This window comes from Rhizobium sp. S163 (assembly GCF_030380805.1).
Taxonomy (GTDB): Bacteria; Pseudomonadota; Alphaproteobacteria; order Rhizobiales; family Rhizobiaceae; genus Rhizobium.
In genome coordinates, this window is record NZ_JAUDSA010000014.1 from 260,298 (window position 1) to 286,221 (window position 25,924).

The following is a 25,924-nucleotide window of genomic DNA, read 5'->3' on the forward strand; positions in this document are numbered from 1 at the left end:
AGCTAGCGGCAAAGGTTCAAGCGTGCAAGTCGGTTTGCACCGACCCAAGGCGGTATCCCGGTTGAGTTCCAATACGCGAGCCAAGGCGGGAGGCAGGGCGGGGTCCAACACAGGATCCAAGCCAGGTTCAAATGACACGGTCGGTTGCCGCTGGCGGATCGGATTGAAGCCGGTCACCACGCCTTGCCCGAACGAATTGGCATTGCCGCAGATCCGGCTGTCTGGTCTAAGTTCTGGCATGAACGACATTTCCAATGACAGCTTCTTCCAAAGCGTGCCGATCTTCGATCAGTTCGAGGGTGTGACCGATACGAACAACTATCGGCGTCTTCCCGATGATTGGGTGTTGGCGGTTGCCGACATCGTTGGCTCGACGCAGGCGATCATGGACGGCCGCTACAAGGACGTGAACATGGCGGGTGCCAGCGTCATCTCCGCGGTGCTCAACGCGCTCGCGAAGGGTGACTACCCCTTCGTCTTTGGTGGCGATGGCGCTATCGTCGCCCTGCCCGGCTCGATGGAAAGCGCTGCGCGCCAAGCCCTTGCGGCCGCACAGCGTTGGGCTGAAGAAGATTTGCAACTGACGCTGCGTATTGCCCTGGTCCCCATCCGTGACATCAGGCGCGAGGGACTGGACGTGCGCGTTGCACGCTATTCGGCAAGTCCCTTCGTGAGCTACGCGATGTTTGCAGGTGGCGGAGGCAGCTGGGCGGAAGGTCAGATGAAAAAAGGCAACTACGCCATCGAACCCGCACCTCCAGGGTCGCGCCCCGATCTGACTGGCCTTTCTTGCCGATGGAACCCGATCCAGTCCCGAAACGGCGAAATCGCGTCGATCATCGTCGTGCCGGGCGTCCATGGCGTGACGCCGCAGTTCCGGCAACTGGTCAGCGACGTGGTCGCCATTTCCGCCGAGCAGAGCCGCGATGCACATCCGGTACCAGCCGACGGCCCCGCTCTCGGCTTCTCGCTGAAAGGCATCAACAGGGAGGCGCACGCGACGGCGCCCCATGCTGGACGGCTCAGGCAGCGCATCATCATCATGCTGCAGATCGCTCTGACTGTGATCCTGCACAAGCTGAACCTGAAGTTTGGAACCTTCGACGCCCGGCTCTACAAGCGTGATGTCGCCGGCAACTCCGACTTTCGCAAGTTCGATGACGGGCTGAAGATGACGATCGACATTGATGCACATCGCCTCGGCCTCATCCGGACGCTCCTGGAAAAGGCACAGGCCGACGGCACAGCGCGTTACGGCCTACACAGCCAGGCATCGGCACTCATGACCTGTTTCGTGCCGACGCCGCTGTCGCGCGATCATATGCATTTCATCGATGGAGCGAGCGGCGGCTATGCTGTCGCCGCCAGCCAGATAACGGGCAAAACGCTGTCGATCGACGAAGTCACGCCTTGACGATGGTCTCGGCGGCAATCCCGAGCCGCGCGAATACGTTGCGCGTGTCGACGATCAGTGCGCCGCTTTCGGCAAGGCGCTTGTAGTCGACACCGTCGTGATCCGTTGCGATCAGGATCGCGTCATATCCTGCGAGCACCTCATCGGTGAGCGCCACGGACTGACGCCCCTTTAGCGCTTGGTACTCACGCGTTGATGGGATCTCCCGCACATGCGGATCGTGATAATCCGCGCGGCCGCCACGTTCCTCGATCACCTCGATCAGCCGCAGGGACGGGCTCTCGCGAATATCGGCCACGTTCTTCTTGTAGGCAAGGCCGATCATGAGAACACGCGAACGGCTGAGCGCCTTGCCGACACGGATATCCAGCGCTTCCGCAAGCTTGCCGACCACATAGCGCGGCATCGCCGAGTTGATCTCGCCGGCGAGCTCTATGAAACGCGTGGGAAGTTCGTATTCGCGCGACTTCCAGGTGAGATAAAAGGGATCGATCGGAATGCAGTGACCGCCCAGCCCCGGACCCGGATAGAACGGCATGTAGCCGAACGGCTTGGTCTTGGCCGCATCGATCACTTCCCAGACGTCGATACCCATCGCCGCGTAGACGGTCTTCAGCTCGTTGACGAGCGCGATATTGACGGACCGGAAGATGTTCTCCGTCAGCTTGACGGCTTCCGCGGTGGCATTCGACGACACGGGAACAACTGTCTTCACGGCAGCTCCATAGAAGGCGGACATCAGCGACAGGGCCTCGGCACCATCGCCGGCAACGACCTTGGGGATCGTAGCCGTATTGAAATGCTGGTTGCCAGGGTCTTCGCGCTCCGGCGAAAAGCCGACAAAAAAGTCAGTTCCAGATTTCAGGCCGGTCTTTTCAAGGATGACCTTCACGACATCGTCGGTGGTGCCAGGATATGTGGTCGATTCCAGCACCACCAGCTGGCCCTTGCGCAGATGCTCGCCGATCGTGCGCGACGTCGCTTCGACGAAGGACAAGTCCGGGTCCCGGTGCTTGGTGAGCGGCGTCGGCACACAGATGACGATGACGTCGCACTCGGCTAGGCCGGCAAATTCGGTCGTCGCGGCAAAGCGGCCGGCATCGATCTGAGCCTGCAAGTCGGCACTGGTGACCGCATCGATATAGGAGCTGCGCGCATCGATGGCGACGATCTTCTTCGGATCGACATCGAAGCCGGTGACCGCGAAGCCGCTACGGGCGATCGCCATGGCGAGCGGTAAGCCGACATAGCCGAGGCCGATGATACCGGCGCGAGCCGTGCGGGTCTCAATCTTGTTGGAAAGATCGTCGAATACAGAGGTGCTTTGCAAAGCGGGTCTCGCCTGAAACAGAAAGGAATTCTGATCTAGTGTAAGATCGCGGCGAATTAAACCCGCTAATCGGGATATTGGACAACTGACGCGAACGTGAACACGGGGCGGCACCTAGCAGGCTGATCGTCGCGGTGTTGCTAAAATGACTCGGGCCTCCCGCAGACATTTGGAGGAACAGCGGAATTTGGCCCACGCCCATTGTCTCGTGTGGATGGCGGACCTATCTAGAGTGTATAACCAACCATCAAAAGGCAGCTTATCCGGCCGCATTCACCTGTGGCCTGACAGGTACCTCCACCGCTCTGGCGGATCGTTGACACAATAATACTGCTCGTTCATCCTGAATTTCGCCTGGCGCACATGACGCGTCTGGACGATTTTCCGTCGTTTTTCGGGGTGACGCGCCTTATGAGGATATTAGCAGGCATGGGCGCGATCGATACCAGGGTATCTTCAATTCTACTGGACCGTGTTGCTGAGTGGCTAACAAATTCGTCGCTGGCCGGCGACGATCTCGAAAACATCGTTCGCGGCTTCTGCGAGCGCATCGCGGCTGCAGGCCTTCCGATCGCGCGGGTTCACCTCACCTTCTCGATGTTGCATCCCTTGTACGATGCACTCAGCTTCACTTGGAAAAGAGCAAGCGGTGTGACGATTGAAGGGTATCGCCATGCAGCGGGGCAGAAGCCCGATCGCTTCCTGCAGAGCCCTTATTACTATCTCCTCGACAATAATTTACAGCATATCCGTCGCCATATACCGGCCGACGGGCAGGTGGAGTTTCCCGTTTTCGCCGATCTGCGGGCTGAACGGATCACCGATTACCTCGCCTTCGTGCAGCCATTCGGCGATGGCTCAGTGCAGGGCATGATGGGTTCATGGTCCACCGACAGCCATTCCGGCTTTTCCGACGACATGATCGACGCCTTGTTGCGGATGCAGAACCACCTCGCCGTTGCAGCCAAGATGGCCGTACTCGGCAAGCTCGCCAACAACATGCTGACAACCTATCTTGGCGGTGATGCGGGCAAGCGCGTCCTCAACGGCCAGATCCGTCGCGGAGATGGCGAAACCATCCGTGCCGCGCTGGTGATGGGTGACATGCGACAGTCTACCGTCTACGCCGAAAAGGAAGGCCGCCAGAATTACATCGACACGTTGAACCAGTTTTTCGACGCAATCGCCGCGCCATTCAATCGCAATGGTGGCGAGATCCTGAGCTTCATAGGGGATGGCTTCCTAGCCGTCTATCCATGCGGGCGCCACAAGGATCCGTCGAAAATCGCCTGTCAGGCCGCCCTATCGGCTGTTCACCAGGCCCAGTCTCGGGTCTGCGAACTCAACAGCGAGCGCCAGGCCAACGGCCTGGGCAAGATCTCCTACGGCATCGGCCTGCATGTCGGCAATGTCATGTTCGGCAATGTCGGCTTGAAGGACAGGCTGACGTTTTCGGCCTTCGGCTCCGCCGTCAACGAGGTGCAGCGGCTGCAGTCGCTGACCAAGAAATATTCGCGCGAGGTCGTTGCCAGCCAGGCCTTTGCTGGCTATTGCGGAGGAGAATGGACGACGCTGGGTGAGGAAAAGCTGCGCGGCGTGCGCCAGAAAATCACTGTTTTGCAACCGCACGCGCCAACCCCGCAGCTGCACACCGACGAGGGCATCGATGAGGCACCTCACGATGCGCTGTCGGAGGCCGAGCAGGTCATCCTTCTCCACCGCGATGCTCGCAAGCAGGCCACAGCCCCGACAGCCGACAAGTTCATGCAGTAACGTTCGGGGCAAACCCTTGGGCCGAGGCTGACAAAAAGGCAGAAATCTCCCCAATTTCAATCAGTTCGTCATCAACTGGACACCCTGATTGCCGTACGCTAGTGTCTTCGCAATAGGTACGAAGAAAACTGGGGAATCTCATTGGCATGGCGTCCGCGTCCGATCTGCTACGCATCGAAAATCTTGATATCTCCTTTACGGTTTTCGGCGACAAGCTGCGTGTCGTGAAGAACGCAAATTTGCGCATCCTGCCGGGCAAGGTGACGGCGCTGGTGGGCGAGTCGGGTTCTGGCAAGTCGGTTATCAGCCAGAGCATTATGGGTATTTTGCCCAATCCCGCCCAGGCTACGGGAAGCATACTCTTCACCGACCCCTTGGACGGCAAAGCCACGGATATTTTGAAATACTCGCGCGACAGCGAAGAGATGCGCGATTTGCGCGGCCGGCGCATGGCGACGATCTTCCAGGAGCCGATGACGTCGCTGTCACCGCTGCACACTGTGGGCAATCAGATCAGTGAATCGCTGCTGATCCATACGGACGCGACGAAGAAAGAAGCACGGCAGAAGACGGAGGAGATGCTCGGTCTTGTCGGCTTCGCCAATCCGAAGCGGACATTCGACATGTACCCCTTCGAACTGTCGGGCGGCATGCGCCAGCGCGCCATGATCGCCATGGCGCTCATCTGCAAACCCGCTTTGTTGATCGCCGACGAGCCGACGACCGCGCTCGACGTGACGATCCAGGCGCAGATCCTCGAACTGCTGCGCGATCTGCAGCACAAGCTTGGCATGGCAATGCTGCTGATCACCCATGATCTCGGCGTCGTCGCCAACATGGCCGACGAAGTCGTCGTCATCTACCATGGCGAGATCATGGAAGCTGGGCCGGTGGAATCGATCTTCCGCAATCCGCAGCACCCCTATCTCAAGGGCCTGATGGCCGCCGTTCCTCACTTCGACATGCGAGAAGGCGAGCGGCTGAAGGCGCTGCGGGACGTTCCGGTCAACCTCGAATCCCTCGTCGGCAAGAAAAAGGCCAAGGTGGCGGTCGAAGGGCCTGAGGTGCTCTTGTCGGTCAACAATCTGACCAAGACCTTCAAGACACGCAACCGCGGCCTGTTCGGCATGGGCGACCACGCCGGCGTTCGCGCGGTCGACGATGTCAGCTTCGATATTCGCCGTGGCGAGTGCCTTGGCCTCGTCGGTGAATCTGGCTGCGGCAAGACCACCGTCAGCAAGATCCTCATGCGGGCGATGGCGCCGGATAGCGGCTCGGTGATCTTCAACGACGGCAAGGATGTCGTCGACGTCCTGTCCGTCACCGGCGATGATCTGCAGGAACTGCGCACCAATATCCAGATGGTCTTCCAGGACCCGGTATCGTCGCTGTCTCCTCGTATGACTGTTCGCAATATACTTTCCGAGCCGCTCGAAATCCACGATCGCGGTGACAGTGCAGAGCGCAATCGCAAGGTTGAAGCGCTGATGGGCGCGATCGGGCTCGATAAGCGCTATCTCAACCGCTATCCGCACAGTTTCTCTGGCGGTCAACGACAGCGCATCGGGATTGCGCGCGCGCTGGCACTCGGGCCTAAGCTCATCATTCTCGATGAACCCGTCTCCGCACTTGACGTTTCGGTCCAGGCCCAGATCCTTAACCTGTTAAAGGATCTCCAAAAGGAACTCGGGCTGACCTATCTGTTCATCTCACACAATCTGGCCGTGGTCGACTACATGGCCGATCGCATCGCGGTGATGTGCAAGGGGCGCATCGTGGAGATCGCGCCGCGGGAAATCATCCTGCGAGATCCGGTCCATCCCTACACCAAATCTCTCCTGGCCGCCGTCCCCTTCCCCGATCTCGACCGGCCGCTGGACTTCGAGGCTCTGCGCAAGAACGGTGCGGCTGACAAGCAGAACTGGGGCGTGACCTTTACTGCCGAACACGACGACGCATCGGAACTCGATTATGCCGATCTTGGCAACGGTCATTTCGTGCGCGCCCGGAAAGGCGCCGACGCAAAGGAGTTGCGCGCATGGTAACGCGTCGCGGCTTTATCGGTGGACTGGTTGGCACAGCCATCGCCCCGTCATTGGCAAAAGCGGTTGGAGAGCGGGATATCGAGCCCGAATTCCTGCGCGACTGGCTGCGGGCAGATCGCATCCCCCCAATGGTGGAGCGCCTGCCTACCCATCCAAGGATCATCAACATGAAGGCCACCGGGCGACAGCCCGGGGTCTACGGCGGCACCGTGCGCACCATCATCGGTAGCGCGAAAGACATCCGCTACATGACAGTCTATGGCTATTCCAGGCTTGTCGGCTACGATACCAAGCTGCAGTTCCAGCCCGACATCCTGATGGGCTTTACCTCGGAAAACGACGCCGTCTTCACCTTCCATCTGCGCGAAGGGCACCGCTGGTCCGATGGATCGCCCTTCACTGCCGACGATTTTCGCTACTGGTGGGAGGATGTCATCCTCAACAAGGAGCTGACACCGGGAGGAGGCGCGCTGGAGCTTCGCCCGCACGGTAACCTTCCGCGCTTCGAGGTCCTCGACCCCGTCACCGTGCGCTACACCTGGGACCGGCCGAACCCCAACTTCATGCCGGCACTTGCCGGACCGCTGCCGCTGGTCATTTACGGGCCGGCGCACTATCTGAAGCAGTTCCACAAGAAGTATCAGGACGACTTTCGCCTTTCGGCGTTGATGAAGCAGAACCGCGTCAAGAAATGGGCCGATCTGCACATCAAGATGTCGCGCGCCTCGCGCCCCGAAAACCCCGACTTGCCGTCGCTCGATCCCTGGATCAACACCACGCCGCCGCCGGCAGAGCAGTTTGTCTTTGTGCGCAACCCATTCTTCCACCGGATCGACGAGAACGGCGTCCAACTGCCCTATGTCGATCGGTTCATCATGAACGTCAGCTCGTCCTCGATCATCGCAGCCAAGGCGGGCGCGGGCGAATCCGACCTGCAGGCAACAGGCGTCGACTTCAACGACTATACCTATCTCAAGGACGCCGAGAAGCGTTTTCCCGTAAAGGTAAACCTGTGGAAGCAGGTGCGCGGATCGCGCGTGGCGCTTTTGCCGAACCTCAATTGCGCTGACGATGTCTGGCGCAAGCTTTTCCGCGAGACGCGCTTCCGGCGTGCCCTCTCGCTGGCTGTCGACCGTCACGAAATCAACATGGTGGCCTTCTACGGCCTTGGCAAGCCGAGCGCGGACACCGTTTTGCCGGACAGTCCGCTGTTTAAACAGGAATATGCCGACGCCTTCATCGCCCATGATCCAGATGAAGCCAACCGTCTGCTTGACGAGCTGGGGCTGACCGGGCGCGACAGCGAAGACATTCGCCTGCTCCCGGATGGGCGCCGCGCCGAGATCACGGTGGAAACCGCTGGCGAGAGCAATCTCGACACCGACGTGCTGGAATTGGTACGCGATCACTGGCGGGAGGTTGGCATTGCACTCTACACCCGCACCTCGCAGCGCGACGTCTTCCGCGACCGCGCCATGAGCGGCCGTATCATGATGTCGATCTGGTTCGGCATCGACAACGGGGTGGCGACCGCCGACATGTCGCCGAGCCAACTGGCGCCAACCATGGACGATCAGTTGCAATGGCCGCTCTGGGGCATGTACCACCTATCCGCCGGCCAGGCTGGAACCGCGCCTGATCTGCCGGAGGCCGAGCAGCTTGTTACCTTGCTCAGCCATTGGGGCGCGACCTCTCACTTCGAGGAACGTCAAGCGATCTGGCACCAGATGCTGTCGCTTTACACGCAGCAGGTCTTCTCGATCGGATTGATCAACAGCACGCTGCAACCCATTTTAAAATCAGCGAAATTGCAAAATGTGCCGGAGCAAGGCCTCTATGGCTTTGACCCGACATCCTATCTCGGCATCTACATGCCCGACACCTTCTGGTTCAAGGAGGCCTGAGCGATGTTGAGATATATCCTCTGGCGCATCGCCGCCATGGTGCCCACGCTGTTCGTCATATCGGCGCTGGTCTTCACCATCATCGAACTGCCGCCAGGCGACTTCTTCGAAAGCCAGATCGCTGAGTTGCGCGCGCAGGGAGAAAGCGCCAACCTGCAGGAAATCGAGGAACTCAGGAAACAGTACGGTTTCGACAAGCCGGCGGTGGTCCGCTATTTCTACTGGGTCGGCGGCATGCTGCATGGCGACTTCGGCTATTCGTTCGAATACCAGCTGCCAGTGTCGGAGGTCGTGGGTGACCGATTGTGGTTGACCATTCTGGTCTCCTTTACGACGATCCTTCTGACCTGGCTGATCGCCTTTCCGATCGGCATCTATTCCGCCACCCATCAGTACAGCTGGGGCGATTACGGCCTGACACTGTTCGGCCTGCTCGGCATCGCCATTCCCAACTTCATGCTGGCGCTGATCCTCATGTATTTTGCCAACATCTGGTTCGGGGTTTCGATTGGCCACTTGATGGACCAGAAATATCTCGCCGAGCCTATGAGCTGGGAGAAAGCCAGATCGATCCTGTCCCATCTGTGGATCCCCGTGATCATCGTCGGCACGGCCGGCACCGCAGGCATGATCCGACGGCTTCGCGCCAACCTGCTCGACGAGATGCAGAAGCAATATGTCGTGACGGCGCGCGCCAAGGGCCTTCACCCTTTGCGCGCGCTCATAAAATACCCACTTCGCATGGCGCTGAACTTCTTTGTGGCCGATATCGGCTCGATCCTGCCTTCGATCATATCGGGCGCGGAAATCGTCGCTATCGTGCTGTCACTTGAAACCACGGGCCCGATGCTGATCAAGGCGCTTCAGAGCCAGGATATGTATCTTGCCGGTTCATTCCTGATGTTCCTGGCATTCCTGAACGTCATTGGCGTGCTGATATCGGACATCGCCCTTGGCTTCCTCGACCCGCGTATTCGCCTGCAAGGCAGGAGCACCAAATAATGTCGCCCTTGCCCTCACCCGGCGCACCTTTGCCGCACTACGTCTCGACCGCGCCATTCGATCCGATGGCGACCGAAAGCATGACGGCGGCGCAATCGCGCATCCACCTCGCGTCGCAAAAGCAGCTGATGTGGTGGAAGTTCAAGCAGCACCGCCTGGCGCTTGCATCGGCGGTCTTCCTGATCGCCGTCTATCTGATGATCATCGTCGTGGAATTCGTGGCGCCTTACGGGTTGCACACCAAGAACGTCGATTTTATCCACTCGCCACCGCAGCGCGTGCACTTTTTCAATGATGGCAAATTCGTCGGTCCGTTCGTCTATGGTCGTACCATGTCGCTGGATATGGACACGCTGCATCGCCTCTACAGCGACAAGCCTGGCGACGTGCAGCCGATCCGGTTCTTCTGCCGCGGCGACGCCTACAAATTCTGGGGCGTGTTCGATTCGAACCTGCATATGGTCTGCCCCGCCGAGGGGGGACAGATGTTTCTACTGGGCACCGACCGTCTGGGGCGCGACGTGCTTTCGCGCATTCTCTACGGAGCCCGCATCTCGCTGACGATCGGCCTGATCGGCATATCCATCAGCTTCTGCCTCGGCATCGTCATTGGCGGCCTTGCAGGCTACCGTGGCGGCGTGTTCGACCTGATCGTACAACGCCTGATCGAAGTGCTGCAGTCACTTCCGAGCCTGCCTTTGTGGATGGCGCTGGCAGCGATCATGCCGGTGACGTGGAGCCCGCTTGTTATCTATTTTGGCATCACCATCATTCTCGGCATTATCGATTGGACCGGCCTGGCGCGCGCCGTGCGCTCCAAGCTATTGGCACTGCGCGAAGAGGATTACGTGCAGGCAGCGCAGCTGATGGGCGCAAGCACGCCTCGCGTCATCGGCCGCCATCTCGTCCCGGGCTTCATGTCCCACCTGATCGCTTCGGCAACAATCTCCATTCCCAGCATGATTCTCGGCGAGACGGCGTTGAGCTTCCTGGGGCTTGGCCTTCGCCCGCCGATCACAAGCTGGGGCATTCTGCTCACGGAAGCCAAGAGCGTAAGCGTTATTGCGTTCTATCCGTGGTTGCTTTTCCCGATTATACCGGTGGTCTTGGTTATTTTGGCGTTCAACTTTCTGGGAGACGGCTTGCGTGATGCGGCAGATCCCTACAAATAACGGCCGACGACTGATCCTTCCCCGATCCGTCGCCAGCGCCGTTGAAAGCGGCGGTGCTAGATGATGTATAGCCCGGAAGGAATGTCCATGGCCAGGCGCCTGGAAGACGCACGCATCCTGATGTACAGCCATGATACGTTCGGGCTCGGCCATCTGCGACGCTGTCGCACCATCGCGCATGCGTTGGTCGAGGACTATCGCGGCCTCAACATCCTGATCATCTCAGGTGCAACGATCGCCGGTGCCTTCGACTATCGCGCCCGTGTTGACTTCGTTAAGGTGCCGAGCGTCATCAAGCTGCGCAACGGCGAGTATACGTCGATGGCAAGCCATATCGATCTTCAGGATACGCTGAAGATGCGCGAATCGATCATCCGCCACACAGCAGAGACGTTTCAGCCAGATATCTTCATCGTCGACAAGGAGCCGATGGGACTGAAGGGCGAGGTTGAGGAGACGTTGAACTATCTGAAGGCACGAGGCACGACACTGGTGCTTGGCCTGCGCGAGATCATGGACGCCCCTCACCTGCTCGACGCCGAGTGGAAGAAGAACGGCGTGATGCAGAAGATCGACCAATATTACGATTCGATCTGGGTGTATGGCCCGCCTGATTTCTACGACCCCCTCATCGGCCTCGATGTGCCGGCCAGCGTTCGCCGCAAGATGGACTTCGTCGGCTTCCTGCAGCGCAGCGTCTCGGCCAATAAAACCTCCATCAATGCCCGCAGCGACAATTACATTCTTGTCACGACAGGTGGCGGTGGCGATGGCTCGGATCTGGTGCACGATGTGATGAATGCCTACGAGCAAGATCCGACCTTGCAGCAAAAGGCGTTGGTTGTGCTCGGTCCCTACATGCCGGTAGCGGAGCGCACGACGCTGGTGCAGAAGGGGTCGAAGATCCCCTACATCCAGGTGATCGAATTCGACAACAATATGGAAGAACTCATCGCCGGCGCCGCTGGCGTGGTGGCGATGGGTGGCTACAACACCTATTGCGAAATCCTCTCCTTCGACAAGCCCGCGCTGATCGTGCCCCGCGTCAAGCCGCGCGAAGAACAGCTGCTTCGCGCCAAGCGGGCCAGCGACCTCGGCCTCGTAGAGATGCTTTTGCCGGAGGCCTCGGCTGACGCTGCCGTCATGGCCGATGCGCTGAAGCGTCTGCCGCATCGACAGCCGCCTTCGATGAGCGGATCCAACATGCGGCTTGAAGGCCTCAACCATATCTCCGAGACAGTTGGCAGCTGGCTCGACAACCGTGGCCGCCACCTTTCCGTCGTCGGCGCCGAGTGAGAGTCTTATCATTGCTGCCACGCCGCAAACTGCTTGTCGTCTTGAAGGGCTACCCGCGCCTTTCGGAAACTTTCATCGCGCAGGAATTGCTGGGGCTAGAGAAGGCCGGTTTTGACCTGACCCTGATCTCCATGCGGCGTCCAACCGACAAGAAGCGCCATCCCGTTCACGACGAGATCAAGGCGCGGGTCGTCTATCTGCCGGAATACCTCCACGAAGAGCCATTGCGTGTGCTGAAGGGGCTGTTTGCAAGCCTCCGCAAACCGGGCTTTGGCACGCTCATGAAGCGTTTTTTCAAGGACTTGCCGCGTGATGTCTCGCGCAATCGCTTCCGAAGGCTTGGCCAGGCAATGGTGCTCGCCCGCGAATGGCCGGATGGCGGACAATGGCTGCACGCGCATTTCATCCATACGCCAGCCTCCGTTACCGAATATGCGAGCCTTTTGACAGGTGTGCCCTGGACCTGCTCTGCCCACGCCAAGGACATCTGGACATCTCCGGACTGGGAGCTGACTGAAAAACTCTCCAGCGCCCGATGGGCCGTCACCTGCACCCGCAACGGTTACCAGCATATGCGCACGCTGACATCGCGTAAGGATGCGGTGCATTTGAGCTATCACGGTCTCGATCTCGCCCGCTTCGGTCATTTCTCCGGCGAACGATCCGGCCATGATGGCAGCGACCCAACAAAACCCGTCTTCCTGCTCAGTGTCGGGCGCGCGGTGGAAAAGAAGGGCTATGACACCTTACTGCAAGCGCTGGCATTGCTACCCAGCGATCTCAATTGGCGTTTCGAGCATATCGGCGGCGGCGACGAACTGGCCAAACTGAAGGCACTGGCTAGCGAACTCAAGCTCTCCCAGCGCATCACCTGGAAGGGTGCGCTCGCCCAGGAAGAGGTTCTGGATCACTATCGCCGAGCCGATCTTTTCATGCTCGCCTGCCGCATCGCGGCCAATGGCGACCGCGATGGGTTGCCGAATGTTCTAGTCGAAGCGTCCAGCCAGCGCTTGGCCTGCATCTCCACCTCCGTGTCCGGAGTACCGGAACTGTTGGTAGATGGCGAAAATGGACTGCTGGTCGAACCGGATGATCCCAAGGCGCTGGCCCAGGCGCTGGAGGCAGCCATTCGCGATCCGGACCTGCGGCAAAGGCTGGGTGACGCTGCCGAGAGCCGTGTGCGCAGCCACTTCGATTACAATGCCAGCATCGATCAGCTCAGCCAGCTTTTCCAACAGGAGTGGCAGAAAGCATCATGAGCGCCCAACGGGTTTTCTTCTACGTTCAGCACCTGCTCGGTATCGGTCATATCGCGCGCGCAAGCCGCATCGCAAATGCCCTTGAGGCCGACGGTTTCGATGTCACTGTCGTAACTGGCGGCCTGGCCGTTGCCGGCTTCCCGGCGACGGGGTTGAAGACGGTGGCATTGCCGCCCGTGGTGGCCAGCAACGCCGGATTTTCCGGGCTTGCCGATGAGCGGGGTGTCGCCGTCGACCAGGACTTCCTCGATCGTCGTCGCGATCTTCTATTGCAGGCCTTTCACGACGCGCGGCCCGACGTCGTCATCATCGAGGCTTTTCCATTTGGACGCAGGCAGATGCGCTTCGAACTCCTGCCTTTGATCGAAGCAATCGAAGCGACGAACCCTCGACCGAAACTGCTTAGCTCGGTGCGCGACATATTGCAGGAGAACCGCAAGGCTGGGCGCGACGCCGAGACCGTGGGCCTTGTGCAGGCGCATTTCGACGGCGTGCTCGTTCACGGTGACCCGGGCTTCGTGCGCCTCGAAGACACTTTCCCGCTCACAGCAGATATCGCCGACAAGGTCTCTTACACCGGCATCGTGGCGCCGCCAGCACCGAAGCAGGCGTCGGAGACCTTCGACATTATCGCATCCGCCGGCGGCGGCGCGGTTGGGATGGAGCTTTTGAAAGCAGCCGGCGAAGCCGCGAAGACCCTGCCGGCCGATCTGCGCTGGCTGCTGATCAGCGGTCCGAACCTGCCGGAGGCAGATTTCGCGTCCCTGTCGCAAGCGATCCCGTCCAATGTCACGCTCGTGCGGTTCCGCAAGGATTTCCCCTCGCTGCTCAGCGCCGCGCGCGTTTCCATTTCGCAGGCCGGCTACAACACTGTAGGTGACCTCTTGCGGACAGATTGCCGGCCGATCCTGATCCCGTTCGTGGCAGGCGGGGAGACCGAACAGACCGTCAGAGCCGAGCGCCTTGAAAAGCTTGGACTGGCCGATTTGCTTCCTGAAAAAGGGTTGACGGCCGATCATGTGGCAGCAGCCGTGAGCGCGGCACTTTCGGCTCCAAAGCGTCGCACCGCCGATCTTACGATCGACCTCGAAGGCGCGAGACGAACGGCGGAAATCATTCGCGCTATGCTCGCGTGAAACTCTCGCCCTTTATGAAAATCATGTGATATAAAACAGTTCTCGCGTGAATCGGTGTCCAGCAATACACGCCGCTTCGCGTTGTTTTTATTGAGCGATCCGGTAGCATGATCCTGTTCTCGGTACCACCGCCTTCACGTGCAGGATTGATGTCTCAAATTTTCCAGACAATCGACGGTTAGCAATGGAAAAAAGCCTCGCGCGCTACATTTGGTCGAACACGCGGCTGCAGCAGCTTTGGATTCTGGCGGTTGTCGCTCTCTCGATGGTGCCCTACTTCCTGTCCTTCGACCTGCCCAAGCAGATCGTCAACGGACCTATCCAGGGCTCGGGCTTCGAGGGCGAAGGCGCAACGCAAACCTTCATGCATCTATCCTACACGTTTCCGCTGATCGGGAAGGTGGAGTTTTTCCAGGGCATTCAACTCGGTCGCGAGCAGATGCTGATGGCACTCAGCCTGGTTTTCTTGGCGCTCGTGGTGCTCAACGGTCTCTTCAAGTTCTACATCAATACCTACAAGGGTCGGCTGGGCGAGCGCATGCTGCGGCGTATCCGCTTCCAGCTGATCGATCGGGTTCTGCGTTTCCCGCCCAATCACTTCAAGCGCGTGAAATCCGCTGAAATCGCCACCATGATCAAGGACGAAGTCGAGCCAATGGGCGGCTTCACCGGGGACGCCTTCGTTTCGCCTGCCTTGCTCGGCGGCCAGGCCCTGACGGCGCTCGCCTTCATCATCGTGCAGAATTTCTGGCTGGGCATGATCGCCGCCGGGATTGTCGGCGTTCAAGCCGTGGTCATTCCCCGCATGCGCAAACGGCTCCTGGAACTCGGACGTCAGCGCCAGTTGACGGCGCGCGAGCTTTCCGGCCGCGTCGGCGAAATCGTCGATGGCATCGGAACAATCCACGGCAATGACACGTCAAACCTCGAACGTGCCGACATCGCGGCCCGACTGGGGCTCATCTTTTCGATCCGCTACGATCTCTATCAGTGGAAGTTCCTGGTCAAGTTCCTGAACAACTTCCTGGCTCAGGTGACCCCGTTCCTGTTCTACGCAATCGGCGGTTATCTGGCGCTCCAGGGCAGGCTGGATATCGGGCAGCTCGTGGCCGTAATCAGCGCCTACAAAGACCTGCCGGGACCGCTGAAGGAGTTGATCGACTGGGACCAGATGCGTCAGGACGTGCAGGTGAAGTATCAGCAGGTCTACGAGCAGTTCAACGTCGAGCCGCTGATCGACGACAGCATCCACAAGGTTGCCATCGAAGAGGTCGCGGCTTTGGCCGCCCCCATCGTCGTTACCAATCTTGCCGTCAGCGACGACAGCGGCGCCAAGCTGATCGATCACGTCTCCGTCGAAATCAAGCCGAACGAGACGGTGGCCGTCGTCGGCCCCAATTCGAGTGGTGCCGAAGCCTTTGCCGAGGCGCTTGGCCGCGTGGTCTGGCCGAATTCAGGCCGTATCACTATCGACGGAAAGGATCTGCTGGAGCTGCCGGAATCGGTTTCCGGCCGCCGGATTTCATATGCGTCGTCAGACCTGTATTTCTTCCAGGGCACGCTTCGCGACAACCTTCTCTATGGGCTGAAGCACGCGCCGCTGAAAGATCCTGACTACGACGAGCAGACGGCTCAGGAAGCCAAGTGGCATGCCGCCGAAGCCATCAAGGCCGGCAACCCGACGCTCGATCCGAACAGCGACTGGGTCGATTACCGCGCAGCCGGCGCCACCGGTCCAGGCGATATCCTGACGGCCATGCGCCCGGCTCTCGACGCCGTGCTCATCACAGAAGACATTCTCGACCTCGCGCTGCGCTCGACTGTTGATACGCACGTCCACACCAAGCTTGCAGGGCATATCGTTGATCTGCGTGCCGCCCTGCGTGAGAAAATGCAACAGTCGGAACTCGGCAACATCGTCGTTCCCTTCGACTTCGATAGCTACAACGCGCAGGCCACCGTTGGCGAAAACCTGCTTTTCGGCTCCATGAAGCGGCCGATCATGAACAACCGGCGCCTGGCGGCGCATCCCTATTTCCAGACACTGTTCCGGGAAACGGGTCTGAGCAACGACCTCTACGCCATGGGTCTGGAAATCGCCGAAAACGCGGTCGAACTCTTCCACGATCTACCGCCGGACCACCCGTTCTTTCAGCAGCTGACCTTCATGACGGCGGACGACATCCCGACCTATCAGGCGCTGCTGCAGAAGCTCAGCAGCCGGAAGTTTGACGACGCGACGCCGGAAGAGCGCTCGGCGATTATCCGCCTGAGCTTCGCATATATCGAGCCTCGCCATCGCTTCGGTCTCCTGACCGACGAATTGACCGCCAAGATCGTTAGCGCCCGCAAGCAGTTCCACGAGAATATTCCCGATGATCTTGCCGCTGTCATTGAGCGCTACGACCCTGAACATTTCATCTCTTCAGCAAGCCTGATGGACAACGTTCTCTTCGGTCGCATCGCCTACCAGCGTGCCGACGCGTCCGAAAGCATCCGGTCAATCATGGTCGGCCTGTTCGAAACGCTCGAGCTCTTCGACGATGTCCTGTCGATTGGCCTGGAGTTCGATGTCGGCTCCGGCGGCAAGCGATTGACGATGGTCCAGCGCCAGAAGCTGAACCTGGCGCGTACGCTGCTCAGGCGGTCCGACTACATTATCCTCAATCGGCCGCTGTCGGCGCTGGATCAGCGCGTGCAGGACCAGATCACCAACAATCTCGTCAACGAGCTGCATCAAGAGGGCGAGCGGCCAGCGATCGTTTGGGTTCTTTCGAACGCCCGATTGGCCGCGCTCTTCGATCGAATCCTGCTTTTTGATCGTGGAAGCCTGGTCGAGGCCGGTAATTTTCCGGAACTTTCCGAACAGAACGGTATGTTCAAGGAACTGTTATCGTAATATTCTAAAGGGGCTACAAAAGTGACGTCCTGCCAAAAAGGACGCGCGTAATTCTAGCAAGCGAGCCACGAGCGCGCAGGGAGAAGATAAGGTCATGCTGCTTAGAGACGAAGTCGAGATGCTACGGCGCGTGCCAATCTTTTCACGGATAGCACCGGCCAAGCTCAAACTTTTGGCCTTCACCTCAGACCGCATGACATATAGTGCCGGACAGGATCTGTTCCGACAAGGTGACCCGGGCGATGCTGCCTATGTGGTCCTGTCGGGAACAGCAGACATTCTTGTTCGCTCACCCGCGGGCGACATTAAAGTCGCCGATGTCGATCCCAACTCGATCGTTGGCGAGATCGCGATCCTCTGCGATGTCTCGCGTACCGCGACGGTTCGTGCCACCTCGGCGCTTGAGGTGCTCCGGATCAGCAAGGAGCATTTCCTGAAGCTTTTGAGCGACTTTCCCGAGATGGCTGTCGAGATCATGCGCGTCCTCGCAGACCGCCTGAACCATACGACCGCCGAGCTCACTGCCGCGCGCGCCGCAAAAAAGCCGGAGCCAGTGAGTTAGGCGACCCACCATAGCTTATACGCAAATGCTAAAAGCCCGCCCAAACATCAGTTCAGGCGGGCTTTGTTGTTTATTGGCGTCGATCGATCAGTCGCGCTGTTCCAGCGCCCGGCTGAACGCCAGAGCAGCAAGCGTACAGATAGCGCCCGATAGCAGGTAATAGCCAACGAAGGTCAGTCCGAACCGGCTGGAGAGGCTGAGTGCGACCAGCGGCGCGAAGCCGGCACCGACGAGCCACGCCAGATCGGACGTGAACGCAGCGCCAGTGTAGCGATAACCCCGGCCGAAGCGTGAGGAGATCGAGCCCGTGGCCTGCCCGAAGGACAGCCCGAGGACGCCAAAGCCGATGATCACGAAGGCATCGTGCCCATTCGAACCCGAGCCCAGCATGATGGGACCAACAAAGCTGAAGATCGCGATCAGAACCGCGCAGACCGCCAGCTGGCCGCGCCGGCCGATACGGTCAGCCATCAGGCCAGAAGCGATGATCGCCAAGATGCCCACCATGGCGCCGACCGTCTGAACCAGCATGAAGGCGCCGATCGGCTGGTCGCCGTAGAGGCTCATCCAGCCAAGCGGGAAGATCGTGACGAGGTGGAACATCGCGAAGCTCGCGAGCGGCACGAAGGCGCCGATCAGGATATCGCGACCGTGGATGCGCACGACGTCGCGAATCGGGGCCGCCTCGAGCTCATGCTGTTCCAGCGCCGTGCCGAATTCCTTCGTCATCACCAGGCGAAGACGGGCAAAAAGTGCAACGACGTTAATGGCGAAGGCGACAAAGAACGGATACCGCCAGCCCCAGCTAAGGAAATCCTCCGATGACAGATTGGCGACGAAGTAGCCAAAAAGCAGACTTGCCAGGGCAAAGCCGATCGGCGCGCCAAGCTGCGGGATCATCGCATACCATCCGCGGTGATTCTTCGGCGCGTTCAGCGCCAACAGTGACGCCAGGCCATCCCAGGCACCACCGAGCGCAAAGCCCTGCCCCAAGCGGAACAGCGCAAGAAGCGCAATCGACCAGACGCCGATCTCAGTATAACCAGGCAGGAACGCAATGGATGCGGTGGACCCACCAAGCAGGAACAGAGCGATGGTGAGCTTGGTGCCGCGACCATACAGGCGGTCGATCGTCATGAAGACCACGGAGCCGACTGGTCGTGCCAGGAATGCAAGCGAAAAGATCGCAAAGGAATAAAGTGTAGCCGTCAACCTGTCCGGCGCGAACGGAAAGACAAGTTGCGGAAAGACCAGCACCGACGCCAGCCCGTAAACGAAGAAATCGAAAAACTCGGATGTACGTCCAATGACGACACCGATTGCGATGCTGCCCGGCGAAACCGGCTTATCAGCATGAATTTGTCTCGCGTCCCGTTCCATGGACGTGGACGAAGGACCATAGTTAGTCACAGTAGCCATATTCAAAACGCCTCCCTCGTTAAGACACTTGCGGCAAAGCGTCTCCCCTAAGAGTTTGAACGAACTCTCGCCGTTATCAAGTGCGGAGAGCAGAAATAGTTGCGCAGGGATTTTGAAAATTAGCTTCGCGTGAAGAAATGTGCGCGAGAACGCTAAAATAAGGCCCTGAATGGTGGTCGAGGGGCCTTTCTGGGATATATAGTTGCACGAATGCGGCGCCGTGCAAAAAAATGCCTCTTTCCGTCGCTTCAAGTTTTTGACATCGCACGCGCTCCGTCGTATCCCGCACTGCGGCAATTCTGCTGCGCTGCGACCAAACACCTCATGTTGCTACAAGTTATAGTGCTTTAGTCGCGGATCGGACGAAACAAAAAGAGCAATAACGACGTGCAAAAGCTGTCAAAGTTTTCCCGCCATCTCGTCATTCTGCCGCTATTTTTTATGCTCGCAGGATGTAACCTGGTGGTCATGTCGCCTTCCGGCGATATCGCCATGCAACAGCGAGACCTGATCATCGTGTCAGTCCTGCTGATGCTGTTGATCATCATCCCGGTGATTTGTCTGACGCTGTTTTTCGCTTGGCGCTACCGCCAGTCGAACACCTCCGCCACGTATGATCCCGAATGGCACCATTCCACGCGCCTCGAAGTGGTCATCTGGTCCGCTCCACTCGCGATCATCATCGTGCTCGGTGCGATCACCTGGATCACCACGCACAAGCTCGATCCGTACCGTCCGCTTGACCGCATCGATGCGGAGCGCACCATACCCGCCGACGTAAAGCCCCTGACCGTCCAGGTCGTCGCTCTCGACTGGAAATGGCTGTTCTTCTACCCGGAACTGGGCATCGCAACCGTCAACGAACTGGCGGCTCCCGTCGATGTTCCGATCAACTTCGAGATCACCGCGTCGTCTGTGATGAACTCGTTTTACATCCCCGCACTCGCTGGCCAGATCTACGCGATGCCCGGCATGCAGACCAAGCTGCACGCCGTCATCAACAAGGAAGGCGTGTATGACGGTTTCTCCGCGAACTATAGCGGCGCCGGCTTCTCCCACATGCGCTTCAAGTTCCACGGCATGAACCAGCAGGGCTTCGAAAGCTGGGTGGCTCAGGTCAAGAACCAGGGCACCGCGCTGAACCGCGACGCCTATCTCAAGCTCGAACGTCCGAGCGAGCGCGAGCCGGTTCGCTACTTCGCCACCGCCGACAAGGATCTCTTCAACGCGATCCTGAACATGTGCGCCACCCCCGGCAAAATGTGCATGAGCGAAATGATGCACATCGACATGATGGGCGGCGCCGGCAAGGAAAGCCATGAGAACCGCGACAAGCTGAAATTCGACGGTGAGCCGATCGACGGCATCCACCTTCCCGAGCCAGCTGCCGCAGGCGAAGCCCCCGCCCATGGTGCCGGCAACATGGAAAACATGCCCGGCATGACCATGTCCGGAACAACCATGCAGCACGACGGCCATACTATGCCGTCGTCCGACGCGAGCGCGCCTGCTGCGACCAAATAATTCAACCTGGCGCTTTGCGTCGAAAAGACACCAATGAACGGGTTACTCCATGTTTTCCAATCCTGACCTTCTGAAGTTGATCTTCGGCCGGTTGACGATCGAGGCAATCCCCTATCACGAGCCGATTCTCGTCGCCACGTTTGGCGCGGTCGTGGTCGGCGGGATCGCGGTCCTCGGTCTCATCACCTACTTCAAACTCTGGACCTATCTCTGGAAAGAGTGGTTCACCAGCGTCGACCACAAGAAGATCGGCATCATGTATGTCATTCTTGCCCTGGTCATGCTTCTGCGCGGCTTTGCCGACGCTCTCATGATGCGTACCCAGCAGGCGATGGCCTTCAACGGCAATCCCGGCATTTTCCCGCCTCACCACTACGACCAGGTCTTCACGGCCCACGGTGTCATCATGATTTTCTTCATGGCAATGCCGTTCGTCACCGGCTTGATGAACCTCGTGGTTCCGCTTCAGATCGGCGCACGCGACGTGTCCTTCCCATTCCTGAACAACTTCTCGTTCTGGATGACGACGGCCGGCGCGGTCCTGATCATGATGTCGCTGTTCATCGGCGAGTTCGCTCGTACCGGCTGGCTGGCCTATCCGCCGCTCTCGGGCGTCGAATATAGCCCCGGCGTTGGTGTCGACTATTACATCTGGGGCCTGCAGGTCGCCGGTATCGGAACGACGTTGTCGGGTATCAACCTGATCGCGACGATCGTTAAGATGCGCGCGCCTGGCATGACCATGATGAAGATGCCCGTCTTCACCTGGACCTCGCTCTGCACCAACGTGCTGATCGTCGCCTCCTTCCCGATCCTGACCGCAACGCTCGCGCTGCTGTCGCTCGACCGCTACGCCGGCACGAACTTCTTCACCAACGACCTTGGTGGCAACCCGATGATGTATGTGAACCTCATCTGGATCTGGGGTCACCCGGAAGTCTATATCCTCGTGCTGCCTGCCTTCGGTATCTTCTCCGAAGTCGTCGCCACCTTCACCGGCAAGCGCCTGTTTGGCTATGCCTCGATGGTTTACGCCACCGTCGTCATCACCATCCTGTCGTACCTCGTCTGGCTGCACCACTTCTTCACCATGGGTTCGGGCGCAAGCGTGAACTCCTTCTTCGGCATCACCACGATGATCATTTCCATCCCGACAGGGGCGAAGATGTTCAACTGGCTGTTTACGATGTATCGCGGTCGTATCCGCTACGAAGTCCCGATGCTGTGGACGATCGGCTTCATGGTGACCTTCGTCATCGGCGGCATGACCGGTGTCATGCTGGCGATCCCGCCGGCTGACTTCGTGCTGCACAACTCGCTGTTCCTCATCGCCCACTTCCACAACGTCATCATCGGCGGCGTGGTATTCGGTCTGATGGCCGGTGTGACCTACTGGTTCCCGAAGGCTTTCGGCTTCAAGCTCGATCCTTTCTGGGGCAAGATGTCCTTCTGGTTCTGGCTGGTCGGCTTCTACTTCGCCTTCATGCCGCTTTACGTTCTCGGCCTGATGGGCGTGACCCGCCGCATGTCGCAGTTCGAAGATCCGTCGCTGCAGATCTGGTTCATCATCGCTGCCTTCGGCGCCTTCCTCATCGCGCTCGGCATCGGTTCGTTCCTGATCCAGCTCGTCGTCAGCTTCCTGAAGCGCGAAGAGCTGCGTGACACAACCGGCGACCCGTGGGGTGCCCGTACGCTCGAGTGGTCGACCTCGTCGCCGCCTCCAGCCTACAACTTCGCGATGACGCCGATCGTCTACGACCACGACAGCTGGTACGACATGAAGGCTCGCGGCCACGTTCGTCCGACGGAAGGCTTCAAGCCGATCCACATGCCGAAGAACACCGGTACCGGTGTCATTCTCGGTGCTCTGAGCGTCGTCTTCGGCTTCGCGATGATCTGGTACATCTGGTGGCTGGTCGCGGCGTCCGCGCTTGCCATGCTCGTGGTCACCATCGGTCACACGTTCAACTACAAGCGTGACTTCTACATCCCCGTAGAGGAAGTCGTGGAAACGGAAGACAAGCGCACCAAGCTGCTTGCCGAGCAGGTGTAAGATCATGAGCAACTCTGCAATCGACACGGCTGAGAAGCCCGAATTCTACCTGACGGAAGAGCATCACCCCGAAAACAGCACGATGCTGGGTTTCTGGCTCTACCTGATGAGCGACTGCCTGATCTTCGCGATCCTGTTCGCAACCTACGCTGTTCTCGGCCGCAGCTATGCGGCCGGCCCATCGCCGGCAGATCTCTTCGATCTGCCGTTGGTGGCGATCAACACCTCCATGCTGCTCCTCTCCTCCATCACCTATGGCTTCGCCATGCTGCAGATGGAGCGGGCAAAGAAGGCTGAAACACTGTTCTGGCTCGCCGTCACCGGCGTGTTTGGCGCCGTGTTCATCGCGCTCGAACTTTACGAGTTCATCCACCTGATCCATGAAGGTGCGGGCCCGCAGCGTTCGGCGTTCTTGTCGGCCTTCTTCACGCTGGTCGGGACCCACGGTCTGCACGTGACCTTCGGCATCATCTGGCTGGTGACGCTGATGGTGCAGGTTTCGATGCATGGCTTGATCCCCGAAAATAAGCGCCGCCTGATGTGCCTTTCGATGTTCTGGCACTTCCTCGACGTGGTCTGGATTGGCGTCTTCTCGATTGTTTATCTTATGGGAGTACTCGGATGAGTTCGCACGCACCCGCACACGAGGATGCTCACGAAGCCCATCATGGGCACAGCCATGGGCATGAAGCCGCTCACGGCACCTTCAAGAGCTACATGATCGGCTTTGTCCTGTCGGTCATCCTGACGGCCATTCCATTCTGGCTCGTCATGGCCGGCGTCTTCGACAACAAGGCTGTCACTGCTGCGTTGATCATGATTTTCGGCGTGATCCAGATCGTCGTTCACATGATCTTCTTCCTGCACATGAACTCTCGCTCCGAGGGTGGCTGGACGTTGCTGGCGCTGATCTTCACGATCCTGCTCGTGGTCATCGCACTCTCCGGCTCGCTCTGGGTCATGCATCATCTCAATACGAACATGATGCCGATGAACCCGGAAATGATGAAAAACATGCCCTGACGGGCACAATGGACGGGCGGCGGCAACGCCGCCCGTTACGGTTCAAGACCTTGACAAACTCCCCTGCAGACCAAGCTCCCAAACGTCGTTCGGCGATCGCACTTACGATCTTCTGCGGCTTCCTCGTCGTCGTCCTTTGTGCGGTTTTCGCGCTTGGTGTCTGGCAGGTCGAACGCCGCGCCTGGAAACTGGATCTGATCGCCCGTGTCGATCAGCGCATCCATGCCGAACCGTTGGCCGCCCCCGCCCGCGCTGACTGGGGAAATATCACAAAAGAAAATGACGAATACCGCCGCGTCACGGCTGAAGGCGCCTTGCAGAACGACAAGGAAAGCCTCGTCTTCGCGGCCACGACGCTGGGCGCCGGATATTGGGTGATCACGCCCCTGACGCTTGCCGACGGGACATCCGTGATGATCAACCGCGGCTTCGTGCCGACGGACAAACGCGACGTGAACACGCGCCTTGAGGGTCAGGTCTCCGGCCCGGTGAAGATTACCGGCTTACTACGTCTCAACGAGCCGGGCGGCACCTTCATCAAGTCGAACGATCCGGCGAACGATCGCTGGTACTCGCGCGACGTGGAGGCGATGGCTGCAAAGCGGGGCGTCACCGATATCGCCCCATACTTCATCGACGCCGATGCCACCGCCAATCCGGGTGGCTTTCCCGTCGGGGGGCTGACGCAGGTGAGCTTCCCCAACAACCACCTGCAGTATGCGCTTACCTGGTTCGCGCTTGCCGCGATGGTGGCCGGTCTTCTGGTTTTCGTGTTGCGCAGCGAGCTGCGCCGACGTCGATAGCGGGTCGGGCCTTTGGGCCCGACATCCCCGGCGTTGCCCCGGGCGGCCGCACCGTTCATGATACGGCGATTCCATTCCGGACAATCTGGGCCGCATGATGCGCATATTTCTTGTTCGCCACGGCGAATCCCTCGGCAATATTGATGAGCGGGCTTACGGCCAGTTCGGCGATCACAATGTCCCGCTGACCAGATGGGGACACCGGCAGGCGATTGGCGCGGCCGAGGCGATAGCCTCCCACCTGAAGACGTTGGCCGACGTCCCGCAGTTGCAGATCTGGTATTCCCCATTCTTGCGAACGCGCCAGACCAAGGATGCCCTGCTTTCGGTTCTGTCGCCCAACCTCATAGGCAAGGTCCGCGAAGACTATCTGTTGCGCGAGCAGGATTTCGGCCTCTTCACCGAGATCTACGACCACGCGGAGCAGAGGCAGAAGTTTCCCGACGAATTCGAGAAATGGGCAAGGCTGCGCAACAATAGTGGAAAATTCTACGCACGACCCCCCGATGGCGAGAGCCGCGCCGATGTCGCCCAGCGCATGCGCCTGTTTATCCAGACGGCACTGCACGACAGCCGCGATGGAGACGAAACCGTCGTCATCGTCGGCCACGGTGTCACCAACCGGGCGTTCGAAATGAACTTCCTGCAGCAACCGGTCGACTGGTTCGAGCGATCCTATAATCCCGGCAATGCCGACGTGACGCTAATCCAGGGATCGAATGCGCAGGGATACGCCTCGACACTGCTTCACCACGCCGCCGATCGCGGGCCGGGCGAGGACCATGACATGCGTGAGGCCTATGGTGCGGAGGTCACGATCGCACCGAGATCAGGTCTTCCCGAAGGAAGCGGGATTTGAACCGTTGCCAGCGATGACCAATAAAGTGACATCCGTCATGGACGCCCGCGCCTGCGGCACCTGCACCTTGTGCTGCCGGCTGCCGGAGATCGATCAGCTCTCGAAGCCTGCGAATGCCCTGTGCGTGAACTGCGTGACGGGACAAGGCTGCCTCATTTACGACGGCCGTCCGGATCTCTGTCGCGATTTTCTCTGCGCATGGATGACAGACCCTAAGCTTGGACCGCAATGGGACCCTGTCGTCGCGAAGATGATGGTGTACGGTCAGGGCGATCAACTCACGGTGCTTGTCGATCCCGACCACCCGCAGTCGTGGCGCGAGGAGCCATACGCCAGCCAGCTGACGTCGTGGGCGACGAAGGCAGCCGGGCGTGGCGGCTATGTCATCGTCTTTGTCGGAGACGACGTCTACAAGGTCGCTCCGACCAACTAGCCGCCACTGAGCGGTTTA

The 25,924-nt window shown here is 59.3% G+C and carries 20 protein-coding genes; 18 read left to right on the forward strand and 2 right to left on the reverse strand.

Annotated elements, in window-relative coordinates:
* Positions 1–238: 238 nt before the first annotated feature.
* On the forward strand, positions 239–1,414 hold the full coding sequence (locus QTL96_RS14120) for a DUF3095 domain-containing protein (RefSeq protein ID WP_113198991.1): 1,176 nt from the start codon (positions 239–241) through the stop codon (positions 1,412–1,414).
* Here QTL96_RS14120 and QTL96_RS14125 read toward each other — a convergent pair.
* Complete coding sequence (locus tag QTL96_RS14125) at positions 1,404–2,744, reverse strand: nucleotide sugar dehydrogenase (protein ID WP_113198992.1); 1,341 nt, start codon at positions 2,742–2,744, stop codon at positions 1,404–1,406. The two genes, QTL96_RS14120 and QTL96_RS14125, sit on opposite strands and share 11 nt — an antisense overlap.
* A 429-nt stretch (positions 2,745–3,173) precedes the next feature.
* On the opposite strand from QTL96_RS14125, the gene QTL96_RS14130 reads away from it, so the two are divergent.
* The 10 genes from QTL96_RS14130 (at position 3,174) to QTL96_RS14175 (ending at position 17,792) form a co-directional block, all read left to right on the forward strand.
* The gene (locus QTL96_RS14130; RefSeq protein WP_112944083.1) at positions 3,174–4,517 is read left to right on the forward strand and encodes an adenylate/guanylate cyclase domain-containing protein; all 1,344 of its coding nucleotides are present in this window, start codon (positions 3,174–3,176) and stop codon (positions 4,515–4,517) included.
* A 146-nt stretch (positions 4,518–4,663) separates the two neighbouring features.
* Positions 4,664–6,562, forward strand: coding sequence for an ABC transporter ATP-binding protein (locus QTL96_RS14135; RefSeq protein WP_289728111.1), 1,899 nt, complete (start codon positions 4,664–4,666; stop codon positions 6,560–6,562).
* A complete protein-coding gene (locus tag QTL96_RS14140; protein WP_112822546.1) occupies positions 6,556–8,466 on the forward strand; it encodes an ABC transporter substrate-binding protein in 1,911 nt (636 codons plus the stop codon). Before QTL96_RS14135 ends, QTL96_RS14140 begins: the two co-directional genes overlap by 7 nt.
* Before the next feature lie 3 nt (positions 8,467–8,469).
* Positions 8,470–9,468 (forward strand): ABC transporter permease, encoded by a 999-nt coding sequence (locus QTL96_RS14145; RefSeq protein ID WP_112822545.1) that lies wholly within the window; start codon positions 8,470–8,472, stop codon positions 9,466–9,468.
* Positions 9,468–10,640, forward strand: coding sequence for an ABC transporter permease (locus QTL96_RS14150; RefSeq protein WP_289728112.1), 1,173 nt, complete (start codon positions 9,468–9,470; stop codon positions 10,638–10,640). Before QTL96_RS14145 ends, QTL96_RS14150 begins: the two co-directional genes overlap by 1 nt.
* Positions 10,641–10,727: 87 nt before the next feature.
* Positions 10,728–11,936: a glycosyltransferase family protein gene (locus QTL96_RS14155; RefSeq protein ID WP_112822656.1), complete on the forward strand. Its 1,209-nt coding sequence runs from the start codon at positions 10,728–10,730 to the stop codon at positions 11,934–11,936.
* Between the two features lie 11 nt (positions 11,937–11,947).
* Positions 11,948–13,195 carry a glycosyltransferase gene (locus QTL96_RS14160; RefSeq protein WP_112972817.1) on the forward strand — a complete coding sequence of 416 codons (1,248 nt, stop codon included), beginning with the start codon at positions 11,948–11,950 and terminating at the stop codon, positions 13,193–13,195.
* Positions 13,192–14,331, forward strand: a complete 1,140-nt coding sequence (locus tag QTL96_RS14165) for a glycosyltransferase (protein ID WP_289728113.1) — start codon at positions 13,192–13,194, stop codon at positions 14,329–14,331. Before QTL96_RS14160 ends, QTL96_RS14165 begins: the two co-directional genes overlap by 4 nt.
* Positions 14,332–14,515: 184 nt before the next feature.
* Positions 14,516–17,230, forward strand: coding sequence for an ABC transporter ATP-binding protein (locus QTL96_RS14170; RefSeq protein ID WP_289728114.1), 2,715 nt, complete (start codon positions 14,516–14,518; stop codon positions 17,228–17,230).
* Positions 17,231–17,324: 94 nt separating this feature from the next.
* Complete coding sequence (locus QTL96_RS14175; protein ID WP_112944091.1) at positions 17,325–17,792, forward strand: cyclic nucleotide-binding domain-containing protein; 468 nt, start codon at positions 17,325–17,327, stop codon at positions 17,790–17,792.
* An 87-nt stretch (positions 17,793–17,879) separates the two neighbouring features.
* On the opposite strand, the gene QTL96_RS14180 is transcribed toward QTL96_RS14175, so the two are convergent.
* Positions 17,880–19,211, reverse strand: a complete 1,332-nt coding sequence (locus QTL96_RS14180; protein WP_112972813.1) for an MFS transporter — start codon at positions 19,209–19,211, stop codon at positions 17,880–17,882.
* Between the two features lie 387 nt (positions 19,212–19,598).
* On the opposite strand from QTL96_RS14180, the gene cyoA reads away from it, so the two are divergent.
* The 7 genes from cyoA to QTL96_RS14215 all read left to right on the forward strand — a co-directional run bounded on the left by cyoA (position 19,599) and on the right by QTL96_RS14215 (position 25,906).
* Complete coding sequence (gene cyoA / locus QTL96_RS14185) at positions 19,599–20,735, forward strand: ubiquinol oxidase subunit II (RefSeq protein WP_112944093.1); 1,137 nt, start codon at positions 19,599–19,601, stop codon at positions 20,733–20,735.
* Between the two features lie 49 nt (positions 20,736–20,784).
* Positions 20,785–22,788: a cytochrome o ubiquinol oxidase subunit I gene (gene cyoB / locus QTL96_RS14190; RefSeq protein WP_018896980.1), complete on the forward strand. Its 2,004-nt coding sequence runs from the start codon at positions 20,785–20,787 to the stop codon at positions 22,786–22,788.
* Between the two features lie 4 nt (positions 22,789–22,792).
* Positions 22,793–23,413: a cytochrome o ubiquinol oxidase subunit III gene (gene cyoC / locus QTL96_RS14195; RefSeq protein WP_112944094.1), complete on the forward strand. Its 621-nt coding sequence runs from the start codon at positions 22,793–22,795 to the stop codon at positions 23,411–23,413.
* Positions 23,410–23,811: a cytochrome o ubiquinol oxidase subunit IV gene (cyoD, locus tag QTL96_RS14200; protein WP_112822537.1), complete on the forward strand. Its 402-nt coding sequence runs from the start codon at positions 23,410–23,412 to the stop codon at positions 23,809–23,811. The genes cyoC and cyoD overlap by 4 nt, the downstream gene beginning before the upstream one ends.
* A 50-nt stretch (positions 23,812–23,861) precedes the next feature.
* Positions 23,862–24,614: an SURF1 family protein gene (locus QTL96_RS14205; protein WP_113012143.1), complete on the forward strand. Its 753-nt coding sequence runs from the start codon at positions 23,862–23,864 to the stop codon at positions 24,612–24,614.
* Between the two features lie 97 nt (positions 24,615–24,711).
* On the forward strand, positions 24,712–25,473 hold the full coding sequence (locus tag QTL96_RS14210; RefSeq protein WP_289728115.1) for a phosphoglycerate mutase family protein: 762 nt from the start codon (positions 24,712–24,714) through the stop codon (positions 25,471–25,473).
* 13 nt (positions 25,474–25,486) lie between these two features.
* Positions 25,487–25,906, forward strand: coding sequence for a hypothetical protein (locus tag QTL96_RS14215; protein ID WP_289728116.1), 420 nt, complete (start codon positions 25,487–25,489; stop codon positions 25,904–25,906).
* Positions 25,907–25,924: the final 18 nt, after the last annotated feature.

Excerpts from the sequence above, each read along its gene's own strand:
- QTL96_RS14120 (WP_113198991.1), top strand. The coding sequence starts at position 239 with ATGAACGACATTTCCAATGACAGCTTCTTCCAAAGCGTGCCGATCTTC.
- QTL96_RS14130 (WP_112944083.1), top strand. The coding sequence starts at position 3,174 with ATGGGCGCGATCGATACCAGGGTATCTTCAATTCTACTGGACCGTGTT.
- QTL96_RS14135 (WP_289728111.1), top strand. The coding sequence starts at position 4,664 with ATGGCGTCCGCGTCCGATCTGCTACGCATCGAAAATCTTGATATCTCC.
- QTL96_RS14140 (WP_112822546.1), top strand. The coding sequence starts at position 6,556 with ATGGTAACGCGTCGCGGCTTTATCGGTGGACTGGTTGGCACAGCCATC.
- QTL96_RS14145 (WP_112822545.1), top strand. The coding sequence starts at position 8,470 with ATGTTGAGATATATCCTCTGGCGCATCGCCGCCATGGTGCCCACGCTG.
- QTL96_RS14150 (WP_289728112.1), top strand. The coding sequence starts at position 9,468 with ATGTCGCCCTTGCCCTCACCCGGCGCACCTTTGCCGCACTACGTCTCG.
- QTL96_RS14155 (WP_112822656.1), top strand. The coding sequence starts at position 10,728 with ATGGCCAGGCGCCTGGAAGACGCACGCATCCTGATGTACAGCCATGAT.
- QTL96_RS14165 (WP_289728113.1), top strand. The coding sequence starts at position 13,192 with ATGAGCGCCCAACGGGTTTTCTTCTACGTTCAGCACCTGCTCGGTATC.
- QTL96_RS14170 (WP_289728114.1), top strand. The coding sequence starts at position 14,516 with ATGGAAAAAAGCCTCGCGCGCTACATTTGGTCGAACACGCGGCTGCAG.
- QTL96_RS14175 (WP_112944091.1), top strand. The coding sequence starts at position 17,325 with ATGCTGCTTAGAGACGAAGTCGAGATGCTACGGCGCGTGCCAATCTTT.
- QTL96_RS14180 (WP_112972813.1), bottom strand. The coding sequence starts at position 19,211 with ATGGCTACTGTGACTAACTATGGTCCTTCGTCCACGTCCATGGAACGG.
- cyoB (WP_018896980.1), top strand. The coding sequence starts at position 20,785 with ATGTTTTCCAATCCTGACCTTCTGAAGTTGATCTTCGGCCGGTTGACG.
- cyoC (WP_112944094.1), top strand. The coding sequence starts at position 22,793 with ATGAGCAACTCTGCAATCGACACGGCTGAGAAGCCCGAATTCTACCTG.
- cyoD (WP_112822537.1), top strand. The coding sequence starts at position 23,410 with ATGAGTTCGCACGCACCCGCACACGAGGATGCTCACGAAGCCCATCAT.
- QTL96_RS14210 (WP_289728115.1), top strand. The coding sequence starts at position 24,712 with ATGCGCATATTTCTTGTTCGCCACGGCGAATCCCTCGGCAATATTGAT.
- QTL96_RS14215 (WP_289728116.1), top strand. The coding sequence starts at position 25,487 with ATGACCAATAAAGTGACATCCGTCATGGACGCCCGCGCCTGCGGCACC.